At 69.7% G+C, this 15161-nt stretch carries 11 protein-coding genes; 5 read left to right on the top strand and 6 right to left on the bottom strand.

What is annotated here, in order from left to right; genetic code table 11:
* Positions 1-21 precede the first annotated feature (21 nt).
* Positions 22-483, top strand: a complete 462-nt coding sequence (locus C8E99_RS16235) for a nucleoside deaminase (protein WP_378042742.1) — start codon at positions 22-24, stop codon at positions 481-483.
* A gap of 114 nt (positions 484-597) precedes the next feature.
* Here C8E99_RS16235 and purL read toward each other — a convergent pair whose 3' ends face one another.
* The 3 genes from purL to purS are packed head-to-tail and all read right to left on the bottom strand — an operon-like array spanning position 598 to position 4039.
* A complete protein-coding gene (gene purL, locus C8E99_RS10795) occupies positions 598-2934 on the bottom strand; it encodes a phosphoribosylformylglycinamidine synthase subunit PurL (protein ID WP_115932293.1) in 2337 nt (778 codons plus the stop codon).
* Complete coding sequence (gene purQ / locus C8E99_RS10790; protein ID WP_115932292.1) at positions 2931-3761, bottom strand: phosphoribosylformylglycinamidine synthase subunit PurQ; 831 nt, start codon at positions 3759-3761, stop codon at positions 2931-2933. The genes purL and purQ overlap by 4 nt, the downstream gene beginning before the upstream one ends.
* The gene (gene purS, locus C8E99_RS10785) at positions 3758-4039 is read right to left on the bottom strand and encodes a phosphoribosylformylglycinamidine synthase subunit PurS (protein WP_115932291.1); all 282 of its coding nucleotides are present in this window, start codon (positions 4037-4039) and stop codon (positions 3758-3760) included. The genes purQ and purS overlap by 4 nt, the downstream gene beginning before the upstream one ends.
* Before the next feature lie 80 nt (positions 4040-4119).
* On the opposite strand from purS, the gene C8E99_RS10780 reads away from it, so the two are divergent.
* Positions 4120-4620: a YchJ family protein gene (locus C8E99_RS10780; RefSeq protein WP_115932290.1), complete on the top strand. Its 501-nt coding sequence runs from the start codon at positions 4120-4122 to the stop codon at positions 4618-4620.
* Between the two features lie 111 nt (positions 4621-4731).
* Here the strand turns inward: C8E99_RS10780 and C8E99_RS10775 are convergent, their stop codons facing one another.
* Positions 4732-6273, bottom strand: a complete 1542-nt coding sequence (locus tag C8E99_RS10775) for a CitMHS family transporter (protein ID WP_115932289.1) — start codon at positions 6271-6273, stop codon at positions 4732-4734.
* Between the two features lie 215 nt (positions 6274-6488).
* Here C8E99_RS10775 and C8E99_RS10770 point away from each other — a divergent pair, with 215 nt between their 5' ends.
* Both C8E99_RS10770 and C8E99_RS10765 read left to right on the top strand, forming a co-directional pair.
* A complete protein-coding gene (locus tag C8E99_RS10770) occupies positions 6489-8291 on the top strand; it encodes a sensor histidine kinase (RefSeq protein WP_115932288.1) in 1803 nt (600 codons plus the stop codon).
* Entirely contained in the window at positions 8288-8959 is a 672-nt protein-coding gene (locus tag C8E99_RS10765) for a response regulator (RefSeq protein ID WP_115932287.1), read from the top strand. The genes C8E99_RS10770 and C8E99_RS10765 overlap by 4 nt, the downstream gene beginning before the upstream one ends.
* A gap of 126 nt (positions 8960-9085) precedes the next feature.
* Here C8E99_RS10765 and C8E99_RS10760 read toward each other — a convergent pair whose 3' ends face one another.
* Together C8E99_RS10760 and C8E99_RS10755 are read right to left on the bottom strand one after the other, a co-directional pair.
* The gene (locus C8E99_RS10760) at positions 9086-10219 is read right to left on the bottom strand and encodes a YdcF family protein (protein ID WP_245952260.1); all 1134 of its coding nucleotides are present in this window, start codon (positions 10217-10219) and stop codon (positions 9086-9088) included.
* Entirely contained in the window at positions 10216-11214 is a 999-nt protein-coding gene (locus C8E99_RS10755; RefSeq protein ID WP_245952258.1) for a 3-methyladenine DNA glycosylase, read from the bottom strand. Before C8E99_RS10755 ends, C8E99_RS10760 begins: the two co-directional genes overlap by 4 nt.
* A 297-nt stretch (positions 11215-11511) precedes the next feature.
* Between C8E99_RS10755 and C8E99_RS10750 the strand changes: the two genes are divergently transcribed.
* Positions 11512-15078, top strand: coding sequence for a S8 family serine peptidase (locus C8E99_RS10750; RefSeq protein ID WP_115932286.1), 3567 nt, complete (start codon positions 11512-11514; stop codon positions 15076-15078).
* The last annotated feature ends 83 nt before the right edge of the window (positions 15079-15161 follow it).

The raw sequence follows: 15161 nt of genomic DNA, 5'->3' as shown, positions 1-15161 counted from the left end.
CAAGCCGCCGCCAACTCCCTCATCGAGGCGCACCTGTCCCGGGCCATCGATCTGGCCGCGTCCAATGCCGCCACGAACGGCGGTCCCTTCGGCGCGCTCGTCGTGTCCGCAGACGGCCAGGTCTTCCAGGGGACCAACCGGGTCACCGTCACCAACGACCCGACGGCCCATGCCGAGGTGGAGGCCATCCGGTCTGCCGGGCTCGGACTGGGGACCTTCGACCTGAGTGGGGCCGTGCTCTATGCGAGCTGCGAGCCGTGCCCCATGTGCCTGGGCGCCGCCCTGTGGTCCCGCATCACCCGGGTGGTGTTCGCGGCGGACCGCCATGACGCTGCTGCTGCCGGCTTTGACGACGCCGCGTTCTACGAGTACTTCGAGGCACCGGGACGCCGGGACGCCATGCCCGTGGTCCACCACCCCACGGACCGTGCCGCCGCGCCCTTCGAGGCGTGGCGGGCCAACGAGTCCCGCACCGCCTACTGATCTTCTCCGCCGTCACCGCGCGGAGTGCTGCCGGGCAACCGGCACCACAGAAAAGCCCGACGCCGGCACCCAGGGTGGGTGCCGGCGTCGGGCGGGTGTCCTGGCGGGGTCAGATCAGCCGAAGTACTTCGGCATGGTGCCGGCCCAGGCGGCGCGCAGCTCCTCGATCGGCAGGGTGAACTGGTCCTGCACCTCAAGGGAGCCGGAGGCCACGTCCACCACGCCGATGCGGGCCACCGGGAAGCGGCGGGCCGTGGTCATGTCCTTGAACCGGACCTCCTCGGTGCGCGGCACGGCCACGAGGGCGCGGGCCTGCGACTCGGAGAACAGCGCGGTGAAGGCGTCCACGCCGTCGCGGTGCTGGACTTCGTCCAGTGAGACCCGCGCGCCCACGCCGAAGCGCAGCACCATCTCGGACAGCGCGGCGGCGAGCCCACCCTCGGAGAGGTCGTGGGCGGCGTCGATCATGCCGTCACGGGAGGCGTTGATGAGCAGGTCGCCGAGCAGCTTCTCCGCGACCAGGTCCACCTGCGGCGGCACACCGCCCAGGTGCCCGCGCAGGTTCGCGAACTCGGAGCCGTCCAGCTCGTCCCGGGTCACGCCCATGAGGTACACGGCCTGGCCGTCCGCCTCCGCGTGGAAGCCGGAGGGGGTGCGCCGGCCCACGTCGTCGAACTTGCCGAGCGTGGCCACCACGGGGGTCGGATGGATCGGGTTGGCGCCGGTCTGGTTGTACAGGGAGACATTGCCACCGGTCACGGGGATGCCGAGCTCGAGGCAGGCGTCCGAGAGTCCCCGGATGCCCTCCGCGAGCTGCCACATGACCTCCGGGTCCTCGGGGGAGCCGTAGTTCAGGCAGTCGGAGACGGCCATCGGGATGGCGCCGGAGGTGGCGACGTTGCGGTAGGACTCCGCCAGGGCGAGCTGCGCGCCGGCGTAGGGGTCCAGGAAGGCGTAGCGTCCGTTGGCGTCGGTGGCCACGGCCACCCCGAGGCCGGTCTCCTCGTCCACGCGGATCACGCCGGCGTCATCCGGGGCCGCCAGGGCGGTGTTGCCGCCCACGTAGCGGTCGTACTGGCTGGTGATCCAGGACTTGTCACACATGTTCGGGCTGGCCATCAGTTCCAGGACCGTGGCGCGGAGCGCATCGCCCGACGCCGGCAGGTCGGCTCCCGCTGCCGAGTCGCGGAAGCGGTCGGCCTCCAGGGCGTCCTGCCCGGCGGGGCGGTGGTACGGGCGCTCGTAGACCGGGCCGTCATGGGCCACGGTCTTCGGGTCCACGTCCACGATGGTCTCGCCGTCCCACGTGATGATGAGGCGGTTGGTGTCCGTGACCTCGCCGAGCCAGGAGTACTCGACTCCCCACTTGCCCATGACGGCCTCGAAGGCCTCCACGTTGGCCGGGTTCACCACGGCCATCATGCGTTCCTGGGACTCGGACATGAGGATCTCACCCGGGGTCAGGGTGGGGTCCCGCAGCAGCACATCGGTCAGCTCGACCTGCATGCCGCCCTCGCCGTTGGAGGCCAGCTCGGAGGTGGCGCAGGAGATCCCGGCGGCGCCGAGGTCCTGGATGCCCTCCACCAGGGAGGACTTGAACAGCTCGAGGCAGCACTCGATGAGCACCTTCTCGGCGAACGGGTCGCCCACCTGGACGGCGGGGCGCTTGGAGGGCTTGGTGTCGTCGAAGGATTCGGAGGCCAGCACGGAGGCGCCGCCGATCCCGTCACCCCCGGTGCGGGCGCCGAACAGCACGATCTTGTTGCCCACGCCGGAGGCGTTGGCCAGACGCAGGTCCTCGTGGCGGAGCACGCCCACCGCGAGGGCGTTGACGAGCGGGTTGCCCTGGTAGATCGGATCGAACACGGTCTCGCCGCCGATGTTCGGCAGGCCCAGGGAGTTGCCGTAGCCGCCGATTCCGGCGACCACGCCGTGCACCACGCGCTGGGAGTCCTCGTGGTCGATGGCCCCGAAGCGCAGCGGATCCATGACGGCCACCGGGCGGGCGCCCATGGAGATGATGTCCCGGACGATGCCGCCGATGCCGGTGGCCGCACCCTGGTAGGGCTCCACGAAGGAGGGGGAGTTGTGGGACTCGATCTTGAAGGTCACCGCCCAGCCGTCACCCAGGTTGGTCACGCCGGCGTTCTCGCCGATGCCGACCATCAGGTCCTTCTTCATGTCCTCGGTGAGCTTGTCCCCGAACTGGCGCAGGTGCACCTTGGTGGACTTGTAGGAGCAGTGCTCGGACCACATGACGGAGTACATGGCCAGCTCGGCGGCGGTGGGCCGGCGGCCGAGGATCTTCACGACCTCGTCGAACTCGTTCTGCTTCAGGCCCAACTCAGCCCAGGGCAGCTCGGTGTCCGGGGTGGTGGCGGCGTGTTCCACCGTGTCGATGTTGAACTGCCGTGCGTCTGCCGGCGGGGTGTTCTGGGTACCAGTGGTCACTGGGCGCCTCCTGCGATCGATGCCACCACGGACGTGAAGATGCCGAGCCCGTCCGTGCCCAGGCGCATGCCTGCGGCGGAGTCCGGGCCGAAGCCGGGCTCCACGGCATGCTCCGGGTGCGGCATGAGGCCCACCACGTTGCCGGCGGCATTGGTGATGCCGGCGATGTCCCGGCGGGAGCCGTTGGGGTTGCCGCCGACGTAGCGGAAGGTCACCAGGCCTTCGCCCTCGAGGCGGTCCAGGGTCTTCTCGTCGGCCACGTACTGGCCGTCCTGGTTCTTCAGCGGCACGGTGATCTCCTCACCGGCGGTGAACTCCCGGGTCCAGGCGGTCGCGTTGTTCTCCACGCGCAGCACCTGGTCCTGGCAGAGGAACTTGAGGTTCTCGTTCTTGATCATCGAGCCGGGCAGCAGGTGCGACTCGGTGAGGATCTGGAAGCCGTTGCAGATGCCGAGGACCGGCAGGCCGGCGGCCGAACCTCCCGGGGTGCCCGAGCCGGCGTCGTTCCCGGCCCTGCCTCCGGCCGCGGCGATGATGGCGTCCATCAGCGGGGCGAAGCGGGCGATGGCCCCGGCGCGCAGGTAGTCGCCGTAGGAGAAGCCGCCGGGGATGATCACGGCGTCCAGGGAGGACAGGGCCGCTGCACCCTCGGGTTCGGCGTGCCACAGGGGCACGGCCTCGCCGCCGGCCAGGCGCACGGCGCGGGCGGCATCCCGGTCATCCAGGGTGCCGGGGAAGGTCACCACGCCGATGCGCGCGCCGGTCAGGACGGGCCCGGCGGTGGAGTAGTCACCGATGAGCGGCAGTTCGGTATTCTGCGCGGTCATCGGGCGCTCGGGCTCTCATTCTGGGCCGACTCGGTCAGCACGGCGACGTTGACCACGTCCTCGATGACCGGGTTGGAGAGCAGCTCTTCGGCGGCCTTCCGGGCCTGGGCGAGGACGTCTTCGGTGACCTCGCCCTCCACGGTCAGTTCGAAGCGGCGGCCTTGGCGGACCGACGCGAATCCGGTGAAACCGAGGCGGGGCAGGGCCCCGGCGATGGCCTTGCCCTGCGGGTCAAGGATCTCGGGCTTGGGCATGACGTCGACGACGATCGTGGGCATGGAGGACTCCCGGTGGTATGCGTGAGGGCTTGACTCAGTCTAGCCGTGACCGGCCGGCCCGATCCGCCTACGCTGAAACGATGAACACGTCCGAGAACCCGCCCGTGGATCACGCCGCCGGCCGAGCCTCCGCAGAGCGCAGGTGCCCCTGCGGTGGTGGTGATGTCTACGGCTCCTGTTGCGGTCGCCTGCACGGGAGGTTCGCCGCGGAGGGCACCCTGGCCGCCCCCACCGCCGAGGCCCTGATGCGCTCGCGGTACGCGGCGTTCGCGCTCGCTGCCACGGGGGAGTTGGCGGAGGCCGAGGCCTATCTGTTGGCGACGTGGGCACCTGAGACCCGGCCGGCGCAACTGGCCCTGGACGGGCCGGAAGACGAGTCCGGCGATGACGTCCACTGGCTGCGCCTGGACGTCGAGTCCACGTCCGGCGGCGGCCCCTTCGACGACGCCGGCACGGTCACCTTCACCGCCCACTTCCGGACCCCGGCCGGCCGGCACACCCAGCACGAGACCTCGCGCTTCGTGCGCCGCCAGGGCACCTGGTTGTACCGCGACGGGGACATCTCCGCAGCCCCACGTTGAGCCTGGAGGGATTCACCGATTTCGCCCGTCCGGGCGTGAATCCCTCCAGACTCAACGGTTGGGTTGGGGTGGGTTCGGGTGGAGTGGGTTGGGTTGGGGCGAAGCGGGCCGTCAGTTGTAGATGCCGATGACCCCGAAGAGCACACCCGAGGCCAGCATGACCAGCGCGACGATGCAGGCGCGCCAGAGCACCTTCTTGTGGTGGTCGCCCAGGTCCACCTTGGCCATGGAGACCAGCAACAGGATGGCGGGGACCAACGGGGACTGCATGTGCACCGGCTGGCCGGTGATGGAGGCCCGCGCCATATCCACGGCCGGGATCCCGTAGTGCGCGCCTGTCTCGGCCAGCACGGGCAGGATGCCGAAGTAGAAGGCGTCGTTGCTCATGAAGAACGTGGCCGGGATGGAGATGATCCCGGTCAGCACCGCGAGGATCGGGCCCATCGAGTCCGGGATGACGTCCACGAGCCAGGTGGACATCGCGTCCACCATGCCGGTTCCGGTGAGCACGCCGGTCAGCACGGCGGCGGCGAACACCATGGACACCACGGCGACGATCGAGGAGGAGTGGTTGCCCAGCACCTCGGCCTGCTTCTTGACGTTCGGGAAGTTCACCAGCAGCGCGATCGCGGTGCCGATCATGAACAGGTAGGACAGGGGCACGATGTCGGCGATCAGCAGCCCCATGATGACCACGGTCAGCACGAGGTTGAACACGAACAGCTTCGGCCGCAGGGTGTCCCGGTTCGGGTCCAGGGCGGTATCGGACATGTCCGGTCCTCCAGCGGACTGGGTGGTCTCGGCGCGTTCCAGGAGCCCGACGCCGGCCGGCGCCCCGGAGGTGCCCGGCGTCCCGCTGGGCACCGGACCGCCCGAGGGCTGCGAGCCGCCCGTTCCGCGGCCGGAACCGCCTAGACCCTCACCGGCGGCGTCATCGGCTCCGTCATCGGTACCACTGTCGGTGGTGCCCTGGCTGCCGAAGGTAACGGAGCCGGCGTCGAACCTCTGCTCCGGACGGCCCCAACGGGCGGGGTCCTCACGGCGCAGGCGGCGGCGCTCGGCCAGGCCCAGGAACCAGGCGAACGTGAAGACCACGGCGAGGCCCACGATCATCGAGGGGATCATCGGGACGAAGATGTCCGCGGCGTCCACGTTCAGAGCGGCGGCGGCACGCACGGTCGGGCCGCCCCACGGGACGATGTTCAGGGTGCCGTTGGTCAGGCCGGCCACACAGGTCAGCACCACGGGGCTCAGGCCCAGGCGGTGGTAGACCGGCAGCAGGGCCGCGGTGACCACGATGAAGGTGGTGGACCCGTCTCCGTCGAGTGAGATGACGGCGGTCAGCAGGGCGGTACCCATGACCACCTTGGCCGGATCATGGCCGACCACCCGGACGATCCAGTTGACCAGCTTGTCGAAGAGGCCGACGTCGATCATGATGCCGAAATAGGCGATGGCGAACATCAGCAGCGCGGCGGTGGGGGCCATCTGGCCGACGGCCTCGAGGATCATGTCCCCCAGGCCGAGCCCGGCACCGGTGAACAGGCCGAAGATCGTGGGGACGAGGATCAGTGCCAACAAGGGCGTCATCCGCTTCGTCATGATGAGGGCCATGAAGGTGGCCACCATCGCGAAGCCCAGCAGGACGAGCATGGGTTCTCCTGGTTCGAGAGGGGTGCCGGCTTGCACCGGGGCGTGTGACGGGGACCACGGGGGTCCGCAGATTGCAGTTACCCTACGGTGACCCGGACCACGGAAAGCGGTTGTGCTCGCAAGTGGGCGAAGAACCCGTTCGGCGCATTGTGTGCATTGTGCTCACCCTCTTCCGTCGCGTCTGCCGTGAGCCGCCGGACCCTAGACTGACGGGCATGGATGAGCAGCGGCCCATTCGGGGGACCTTCTCCGGGCGCATGACAGCCCTGGTACTCGCCGCCGTGGCCGGCACGCTGGTGATCTGCCTGCTGGCCATCGTGTGGCTGACGGCCCAGCGGATCCACGACCAAGCCGAACAGCAGGCTCTCGGCATCGCCCGGTCCGTCGCCTCCATCCCGGACGTCCGTGAGCTGGTCGCCGTTCAGGCGGAACTCGAGACCCTGGACCCGGTGCAGCTCGCCGAAGGCCACCTGCAGGCCACCCTCGAAGAGGTGCGCGAGAGGACCGGGGCCCTGTTCGTCATCGCCACCGAGGACCGCGGGCTGCGGCTGGTCCACCCCAACCTGGACCTCATCGGTCAGCGGGTCAGCACCGATCCGGTGGCCCTGCGCGGGGTGGAGGACACCTCAACCGAACGCGGCACTCTGGGCGAATCGGTGCGGGCCAAGGTGCCCGTCTGGTCCGCCGACGGAGAGCGCGTGGTGGGGGAAATCAGTGTGGGCGTCGGAGTGGCGGCCGTCTCCGCGGACATGCGCCAGGCCGCGGTGTCCGTGGCCGTCGTCGGGGTGGTGGGTCTCGGCCTCGCCCTGCTGTCCGCCGTGTACCTCAAGCGCCGGCTCCGGCGCCTGACCCTGGGGCTGGAACCGGACGAGATCGCCGCCTCCGCCCGGGACCAGGCGGCCGTGCTCTACGGCGTGCAGGACGGGGTGATCGGCGTCAGTCCGGAGGGGATCATCACGGTCCGCAACAAGGCGGCCCGCATGCTGTTGGACCTGCCGCACCGGGCCGATCCGGACGACGTGGTGGGCCGCCGTTATGACGAGTCCGGCCTGCCCGGCGCGCTGACGGAGGCAGTAGCCGAAGCCCTGCAGTCCGGGGCATCGGCCAACGGACTGCGGCTGGCCGTGGGCGAATCCTCGATGATCGCCTCCGTGGTCCCCGTCCACCGGGACGGCGTGGACCTGGGCGGAGTGGTCATGCTGAAGGACACCACGGCGGTGGAGGCCCTCGGCAGCCGGTTGGATGCTGTGGAAACCATGGCCTCGGCTCTGCGCGCCCAGCGGCACGAGTTCGCCAACCGGCTCCACGCCCTCTCCGGCCTGCTGGCGGCCGGCCAGCTGGAGGCGGCCCAGGAGTTCCTGCAGCAGGTCATCGAGTCCGGCCCCGTGAAGGACCCGGTTCCCGGGATCGACACCGTGCAGGACACGTTCCTTCGGGCCTTCGTGGGCGCCAAGGGCGTGCAGGCCCACGAGCTCGGCATGGAACTGCGGGTGGGGCCGGAGACGTCCTTCTGGCAGACCGTGGTGGACCCCCAGGATGCGACGGCGGTGCTCGGCAACCTGGTGGACAACGCCGTGCGCGCGGCGCTGGAAGGGCACGGTCTGGAGGGGCACGGTCCGGAAGGCCACGACGCCGTCCCGGTCGGCCTGGATGGCCCCGCCGGCGCTGCCGGCACTACGGGCACTACCGACCGAGGCTCCGCCGTCCCGTGGGTCGAGGTCGACGTGCTGGGGGAGGGGGACACCCTGCACCTGGCCGTCGCCGATTCCGGCGACGGCGTGCCGACGGGCCTGGACGTCTTCGCCCCGGGCGCCACCACCCGGGAGGGTGGGGAGCACGAGGCGCACGGCCACGGCGTCGGGCTGTCCCTGGCCCGGAGGCTGGCGCGCCAGCGGGGCGGGGACGTGTGGCTGGCCGATCCTGGGGGCCTGGGCGAGGCGGGAACGGGGCCCTCGGGAGCGGTGTTCTGCGCACGCATCCCCGGGGTTCTGAGCACATCGATGGAAGGCGAGAGATGACGGAGAACTCCACTGACCTGACGGTCCTCGTGGTGGACGACGACTTCCGGGTGGCGTCCATGCACGCCGCCTACGTGGACGCGGTGCCCGGTTTCACGGCGCTGCCGCCCGTGAATGACGCCCGCGTGGTGGCCCGCACCGTCACTGATTCCCGGCCGGACCTGGTACTGCTGGACCTCTACCTGCCCCACGTCTCCGGACTGGACCTGCTGAGCGTTCTGGACGTGGACGCCTTCGTGCTCAGCGCCTCCGGGGAGGGCGAGTCGGTGCGGACGGCCCTGCGGCGCGGGGCCCTGACCTACCTGGTGAAGCCCTTCGCCGAGAAGGCGCTCGCGGACCGTCTGCGGGCCTATGCGCGGTACCGCCGGTTGCTGGCGGGCGGCACCCATGACCAGGTGGCGATCGACCGCGCCCGCCGGGTGCTGCTGGTGGAGTCCGAGCAGGCTCCGGCCTCAGCGGCGGCGACCACCGAGCAGTCCGTGCTGGAGGCCGTCACCGCGGCCACGGCGGATCTCACCGTGATGGAAGTGGCGGAGGCCGTGGGGATCTCCCGGGCCACCGCCCAGCGGTACCTCTCCCATCTGGCCCAGACGGGGCAGGTCAACCTCGGGCTGCGCTACGGGGCCCGTGGGCGGCCGGAACACCGCTACGGCCCCCTGGGGCTGTGAACTGATGTTTTGAGTCGACTTCGGGTGGGTGTTTTCGCCACGCACCCACCCGAAGTCGACTGAAAGCGAGGGGTGAGGGTGGAGGGGTGAAGGTGGAGAGGTGTGAGGAAGGCAAGGGCGGCGTTGTCAGCCGCCGGCGTTGAGTTGATACATCACCATCAACGCGGTGAGTCCTGCCGAGAGCAGGAGCCCCGGGATGGCCAGCAGGATCTGGGTGCGTTTGTTCATCACCATGACGGCCAGGAACTCGCGCAGGTAGGCGCTGGGGACGTAGTAGCCGGCGGTATCACCGCCCACCACATCAGCGTCCACTCCGATCCGTCGGGAGAGCAGGGCCGCCCTCGGTGCGTGATACTCGTTCGTGGCCACCAGCAGGTGTCCAGGCCTGGTGCCCTGCGGTAGCGCGCCGTCGGCTATCTCCCTCGAGAGGCGCAGGTTCTCCTCCGTGGTGCGTGAGCGCTCCTCCGGCAGGACCAACTCCGGCGGAACGCCGTGGTCCACGAGGTAGTCCGCCATGGCGGCCGCCTCCGGGCGCGGTTCGTCCGGACCCTGACCACCAGAGGGGATGAGGGGCACGCCACGAACGGGTGGTGCCATGGATACTCCGGGGGTCACGGATACTCCGGGCGCCGTCCCGGGGGTCGGACGGGTCGAGGGCGGTGCCGAACTGGTCGACGGCGGCCAGGCCAGCTGCGCCTGCCATGCTTGCCGCCCCCGGTCCAGGCGGGAGGCGAGCAGCGGGGTCACCTTCCCCTTGATGAGTCCGGAGCCCAGCACCACCACGGCGTCCGCCCCCGGGCGCGGCTCCCTCCGGGCGTACAGGACCGTGAACACCAGGAACGTCACGAAGGACAGGCCGACCTGCGCGGAGACGAAGAAGGCCAACGCAGCGGCGCCGATGCCCACTGGGTGCAGCGTCGCGACCAAGAGGAAGGCCGCCACGGGCAGCGCCAACAGTGCGAGCCCGGCCAGCATGGAGAGCAGGTTGCCCAGACTCCGGCCCTCTCGCCGTACCATCTGGACCCCGTTGCGGATGAGAAATCCGGCCAGTACGAGCACGGAGAACGGCAGTGCCAACAGCACCAGGCCGATCAGCGCCTGCACCTCGGGGGAGAAGTACCCGATGACCTCCACCACGGCACCCCACGCGAACCAGGCCCCCACCAGCAGCACGACGGCGGTGCGCAGCCGGCGGGGCTCGGTCCGCCACATCTTCCGGTACAGCAGCCAGCATCCGAGGGCGAGCAGGGCGCCGATCACGGCGTGCTCGCCTCCGCGGCCAGGGCCCTCACGGTGTCTAGTTCCGCCAGCAGCCGTCCACGCAGCACATTGGCCTCCGCGGCGAAACCGCGCTGCAGGCGCACATACTCTGCTCGACCCACGGTGGTCTCGATCCGGATCGGTTCCAGCCCCCAGTCCGCCAGTTCGTAGGGGGAGGCCCGCATGTCCATGGTCCGGATGCGCCAGGCGAGTTCGAAGCAGTCCGCCACCAGGCCCGAGCTGACCGCCGGCAACAGCTTGTAGGCCCACTTGTAGACGTCCATGTTGGCGTGCAGACAGCCGGGCTGCTCCAGGTCCACCTGCGTCTCTCGCGTGGGTTGCAGCTCGTTCAGCCTCACCGCCTCGGGCGCGTAGAAGCGGAAGGCGTCGAAGTGCGAGCAGGCGATCCGGTTGTCCTCGACCACCCGATTCGTGCCGTCCGGGCCGAGTCGAAGGGGCACGGTGGAGTGGCGGATCCCGTGGACCTCGGATCGGTAGGCCATGGCCCATTCGTGCAGGCCGAAGCAGGCCAGCCGTGCTGGCCGTTGCGCTGTCAGACCGAGGATGCGCCCGGCGAACTCGATCATCGCGGCCCGGCGCGCGGCGAACGCGGGCACATCCACGGTCCAGCCGCCGTCGGGAAGCCCCGGGCCAGGCACCACCCACCGGTAGAACTTCCCTCCGCCACCGGAGCCGGGCCCGCCCGCAGGCGCCGCGTGGCCGTCGTCGTGAGTCCGAGCCGGCGCAGCCAGCACGACGCCGGCCCCCGGGTGCCAGCGTTCGAGGGCACCGGGGGTGAGTGAATAGTAGGAGAACAGAAAGTCGTGGACCGGGTGACTTGCGCCGCGGGAATGCAGGTCCTTCAGCGGAGCCGTGTAGGCCGTGATGCCCTGGCGGTGGGCCTCGGCGGTGGCTTGCCACTCGTCCACGGCAAGCACCTGGAGTCCACCTATGGTTGACGGGTCGGCGGAGCGGGTGCGGAGGGAAGTGGGCACCCCACCAGCGTACGGTTAACGGCGGATCCGTGCAGGTGGGCCGCGGAAGGGAGGGGAAGGGAGATATCCGCGTGTAAAAGGTCTGTTTCAGGCCTTCCGTTGATCGTGCCGCTCGGGTAGGTTGCCGTCATCCCACCTCTGTGGTTCGCATCACTCGCACCGCTCTCACAGGGGCTTCCGCACCGCATCGTGCCCGTCTCGGCCGAACACCGCGGCAGCCTCCTGCAGCAACCACGGAGATCACTCGCCGGGCACACCCGTGCCCGGTTCGCACCTTGGTGAGGAAAGGCGAGGTTCATGTCCAGGAACCCCAAAACAGCCCGGCGACGCCGGGCGCTGACCGCCACATTGGCGGGGATCGGCCTGCTGGCCGCGCCGCTGGCGGCCATTCCGGCCGTCGCGGCACCGCCCGGCGGCGGCTCGGATCCCTCGATCGACCGGGCGCTGCAGGCTGGCGCCGAATACAAGGACGGCCGCTACTTCGTGATCCTCAAGGAGGATCCGGTGGCCACCTACCGGGGTGGTACGGACGGCTTCCCGGCCACTGCCGCCACGGACGGCACCTTGGACACGGACTCTGCCGCCGTTCAGAAGTATGACCGGCACCTCACGGTGCGCCAGATGGAGGTCGCGTCCTCGACATCGCTGTCCGTGGACAAGCACTTCACCACGGCCCTCAACGCCTTCGTCTCCGAGCTCACCGCCGAGCAGGCACGCGAGCTGTCCAAGGACGATCGCGTCCTGGCCGTCTCCGAGGTGGAGGAGTACGCCCCTGACTACTCGTCCACCGAGTTCCTCGGACTGCCCGGGCCCCAGGGGGCCTGGAACAACCAGTACGGCGGGCTGGACGCCGCCGGCAAGGGCGTCGTGGTCGGAGTCATCGACACCGGCTATTACCCCGAACAGGAGATGCTCGCCGGGGACCCCGTTCCGGCGCTCTCCGGTGAACCCCAGGTCGGTGAACCGTACCTGGACGCCTCCGGCCGGATCGCCATGCTCAAGGCCGATGGCACCACCTTCCGCGGCGACTGCGAGGTCGGTGAGGACTTCACCGGCGAGGAATGCAACTCCAAGGTGCTCTCCGCCCGGTATTACTCCGAGGATTTCGAAGCCTTCGTCCCCGAGGGGGACCGTGACCCTCGGGAGCGGTTGTCCCCCCTCGACATCTCCTCGCACGGCACCCACACCGCCACCACGGCGGCGGGCAACAACGGGGTCGACCAGGTCTTCAATGGCGGTGTCTCCTACGGCGAGGGCTCCGGCGTGGCGCCCCAGGCTGCCGTCTCCGTCTACAAGGTCTGCTGGGAGGACACGGACCCGGATACGGGCGGCTGCTATGGCACCGCCTCGGTGGCGGCCATCGAGCAGGCCATCATCGACGGCGTCGACGTGTTGAACTACTCGATCTCCGGATCGAACAACTCCGTGGTGGATCCCGTCTCGCTGGCCTTCAAGTCGGCCGCTGAGGCCGGGATCTTCGTCTCCGCCTCCGCCGGCAACTCCGGCCCGGCCGCCCAGACCGTGAACCACTCCGCACCATGGCTGACCTCCGTGGCGGCCTCCACGTTCTCCGATGAGCTGACCGGTACGGTCGAGTTCCCGGATGGTGAGAAGTTCCGCGGTGTGACCGTGACGAAGGAGGGCGTCGGCCCGGCAGACATCGCGCTGTCCAGCGAGGTGGGCCTTCCGGTCACCGAAGAGAGAACTGCGGACGATATCCGGCTCTGCGAGATCGGCGCCCTGGACCCGGACGCAGCCGCGGGCAAGATCGTGGTCTGCGATCGCGGCGTGAGCCCGCGCGCGGACAAGTCCAAGGCCGTGGCCCAGGCCGGCGGTATCGGCATGGTCCTGGTGAACATCGGCGGCGGCTCCGAGGACGCCGACCTGCATGCGGTGCCCACCGTGCACATCTCGGACGAGTCCATCAAGGACCTCGTCGCCTCCACGGACCAGCAGGCGACTCTCGTGGTCGGTGACACCACGAGCCTGGACCCGGTCCCGGTGCCTCAGATTGCCGGATTCTCCTCGCGCGGCCCGTCCACCGCGGTGGACTCCGAGCTGCTCAAGCCGGACATCGCTGCCCCGGGCGTCAACGTCCTGGCCGGCGTCTCTCCGTTGGACCCGGCGTACAATGGCGATTCCTATGGCCTGATGTCCGGCACCTCCATGGCGGCGCCGAACCTGGCGGGCATGGCGGCCCTGATGAGCGCCACGTATCCGGACTGGTCCCCGATGGCCATCAAGTCGGCCATGATGACCACGGCCGGTGACGTCCTGGAGGCCGATGGTTCGGCCAGCGCGGACAACTTCGCCACCGGCGCCGGCTCTGCCGACCCGGCCGCCATGGTCGAGCCGGGGCTGGTCTATGAGGCCGACGCCCGCCAGTGGGACGCCCTCATCCTGGGCGAGACCACCGGCCGGGACATCAACGTGGCCTCGATCGCCGTGAACGACCTGCTGGGTTCGGCCACCGTGACGCGCACCGTCACGGCCACCGAGACCGGGACCTGGGCCGCCAGCGGCTCTGTGCCGGGCTACGAGGTGACGGCTGAGCCGTCCACCCTGTCCCTGGAGGCCGGCGAATCTCAGCCGGTGGAAATCACGCTGACCCGTACGGATGCCGCAGCGGATGAGTGGGCCCACGGGTCCTTTACCTGGACCCGTCCGGGTGCCGCAGCCGTCACCTCCCCGGTGACGGTGCGTTCCGTGGACGTCCTGGCGGAGGACGCCATCACCGGTGAAGGCACGTCCGGCGCCGCCGAGACCGAGCTCGAGTCCGGCATCACCGGCGCCCTCGAGCCAGAGATCGAGGGCCTGGGCCTGGCCGAGGTAGAGGAGTTCTCCAAGGTTCCCGGAGCGCTGGTCGGTGACGACGACGCCTCCAACCACGTCACGGAGACCGTGGTCCCCGAGGGTGCCACCTCGGTGACCTGGTCGCTCAATGCGGGTGACGAACAGTCCGATTGGGACCTCTTCGTCATCACTCCGGAGGGCACTGTCATCCAGGAGGCCACTGCCTCCGGTTCCGAGGAACTGGTCCTGACGGATCCGACCCCTGGTGAGTACTACGCGGTCTCCAACCTGTACTCCTCACCGGGCGGCGCCTCGGTCCCCGCCACCATGGAGACCGTGGTCCTCGAAGGCGACTCGGGGAATCTGACCATCACCCCGGACCCGCTGGCCGTGGAGAACCAGGAGACCGCGCCGGTCGCCGTCGAGTGGCAGGGCCTGACTCCCGGCACGTGGAAGGGCGCCATCGAGTGGGCGCCCGGCACCCGGAGCACGGTCACCGTGACCGTGGGCGGGGGCCCGGCCGACTGCGAGGCCGAGGACTTCTCGGACAACGCCCCCGGCAGCCAGTACTACGACTACGTGCGCTGGATGCAGTGTGATGGGATCACCACGGGTTATGAGAACAACACGTACCAGAAGCACCGGGACATCGCCCGTGGCGAGTCCGTGGCGTTCCTGTACCGCTACATGGATTCACCCACGGTGACGGATCCGGCCGAGTTCCCGGACGTCCCGGAGTCCAGCACGTTCTTCGACGCGATCTCCTGGGCCAACGCCGAAGAGATCACGACTGGATACAAGGACGGCACGTTCCGCCAGTTCGATGAGGTGACGCGCGGTGAGTTCGCCTCCTTCGTCTTCCGCACCGTCGGGCCGGAGCCCGGCACGGTGGAGGGCGAGGGCTTCCCGGACGTTCCGGAGTCCAGCGCGCACCACGAGGCGATCGTCTGGATGGCGGAGCAGGACATCTCCACCGGCTATGCGGACGGCAATTACCGTCCGGGCCACGAGATCACCCGCGGCGAGGTGGCGGCCCTGCTGTCCCGCGCCCATGAGGTGACCGGCGGCTAGCTGACCGCCTGTGCTTTCAGTCGAGTTCGGGTGGGTGTTGGACGCCAATACCCACCCGAACTCGACACAAAGCGCAGGGACAT

It is taken from the genome of Citricoccus muralis, assembly GCF_003386075.1.
GTDB classification, from domain to species: domain Bacteria; phylum Actinomycetota; class Actinomycetes; order Actinomycetales; family Micrococcaceae; genus Citricoccus; species Citricoccus muralis.
Note: the sequence above shows the minus strand (reverse complement) of the source record. Positions and strands in the feature narration are given on the sequence as shown.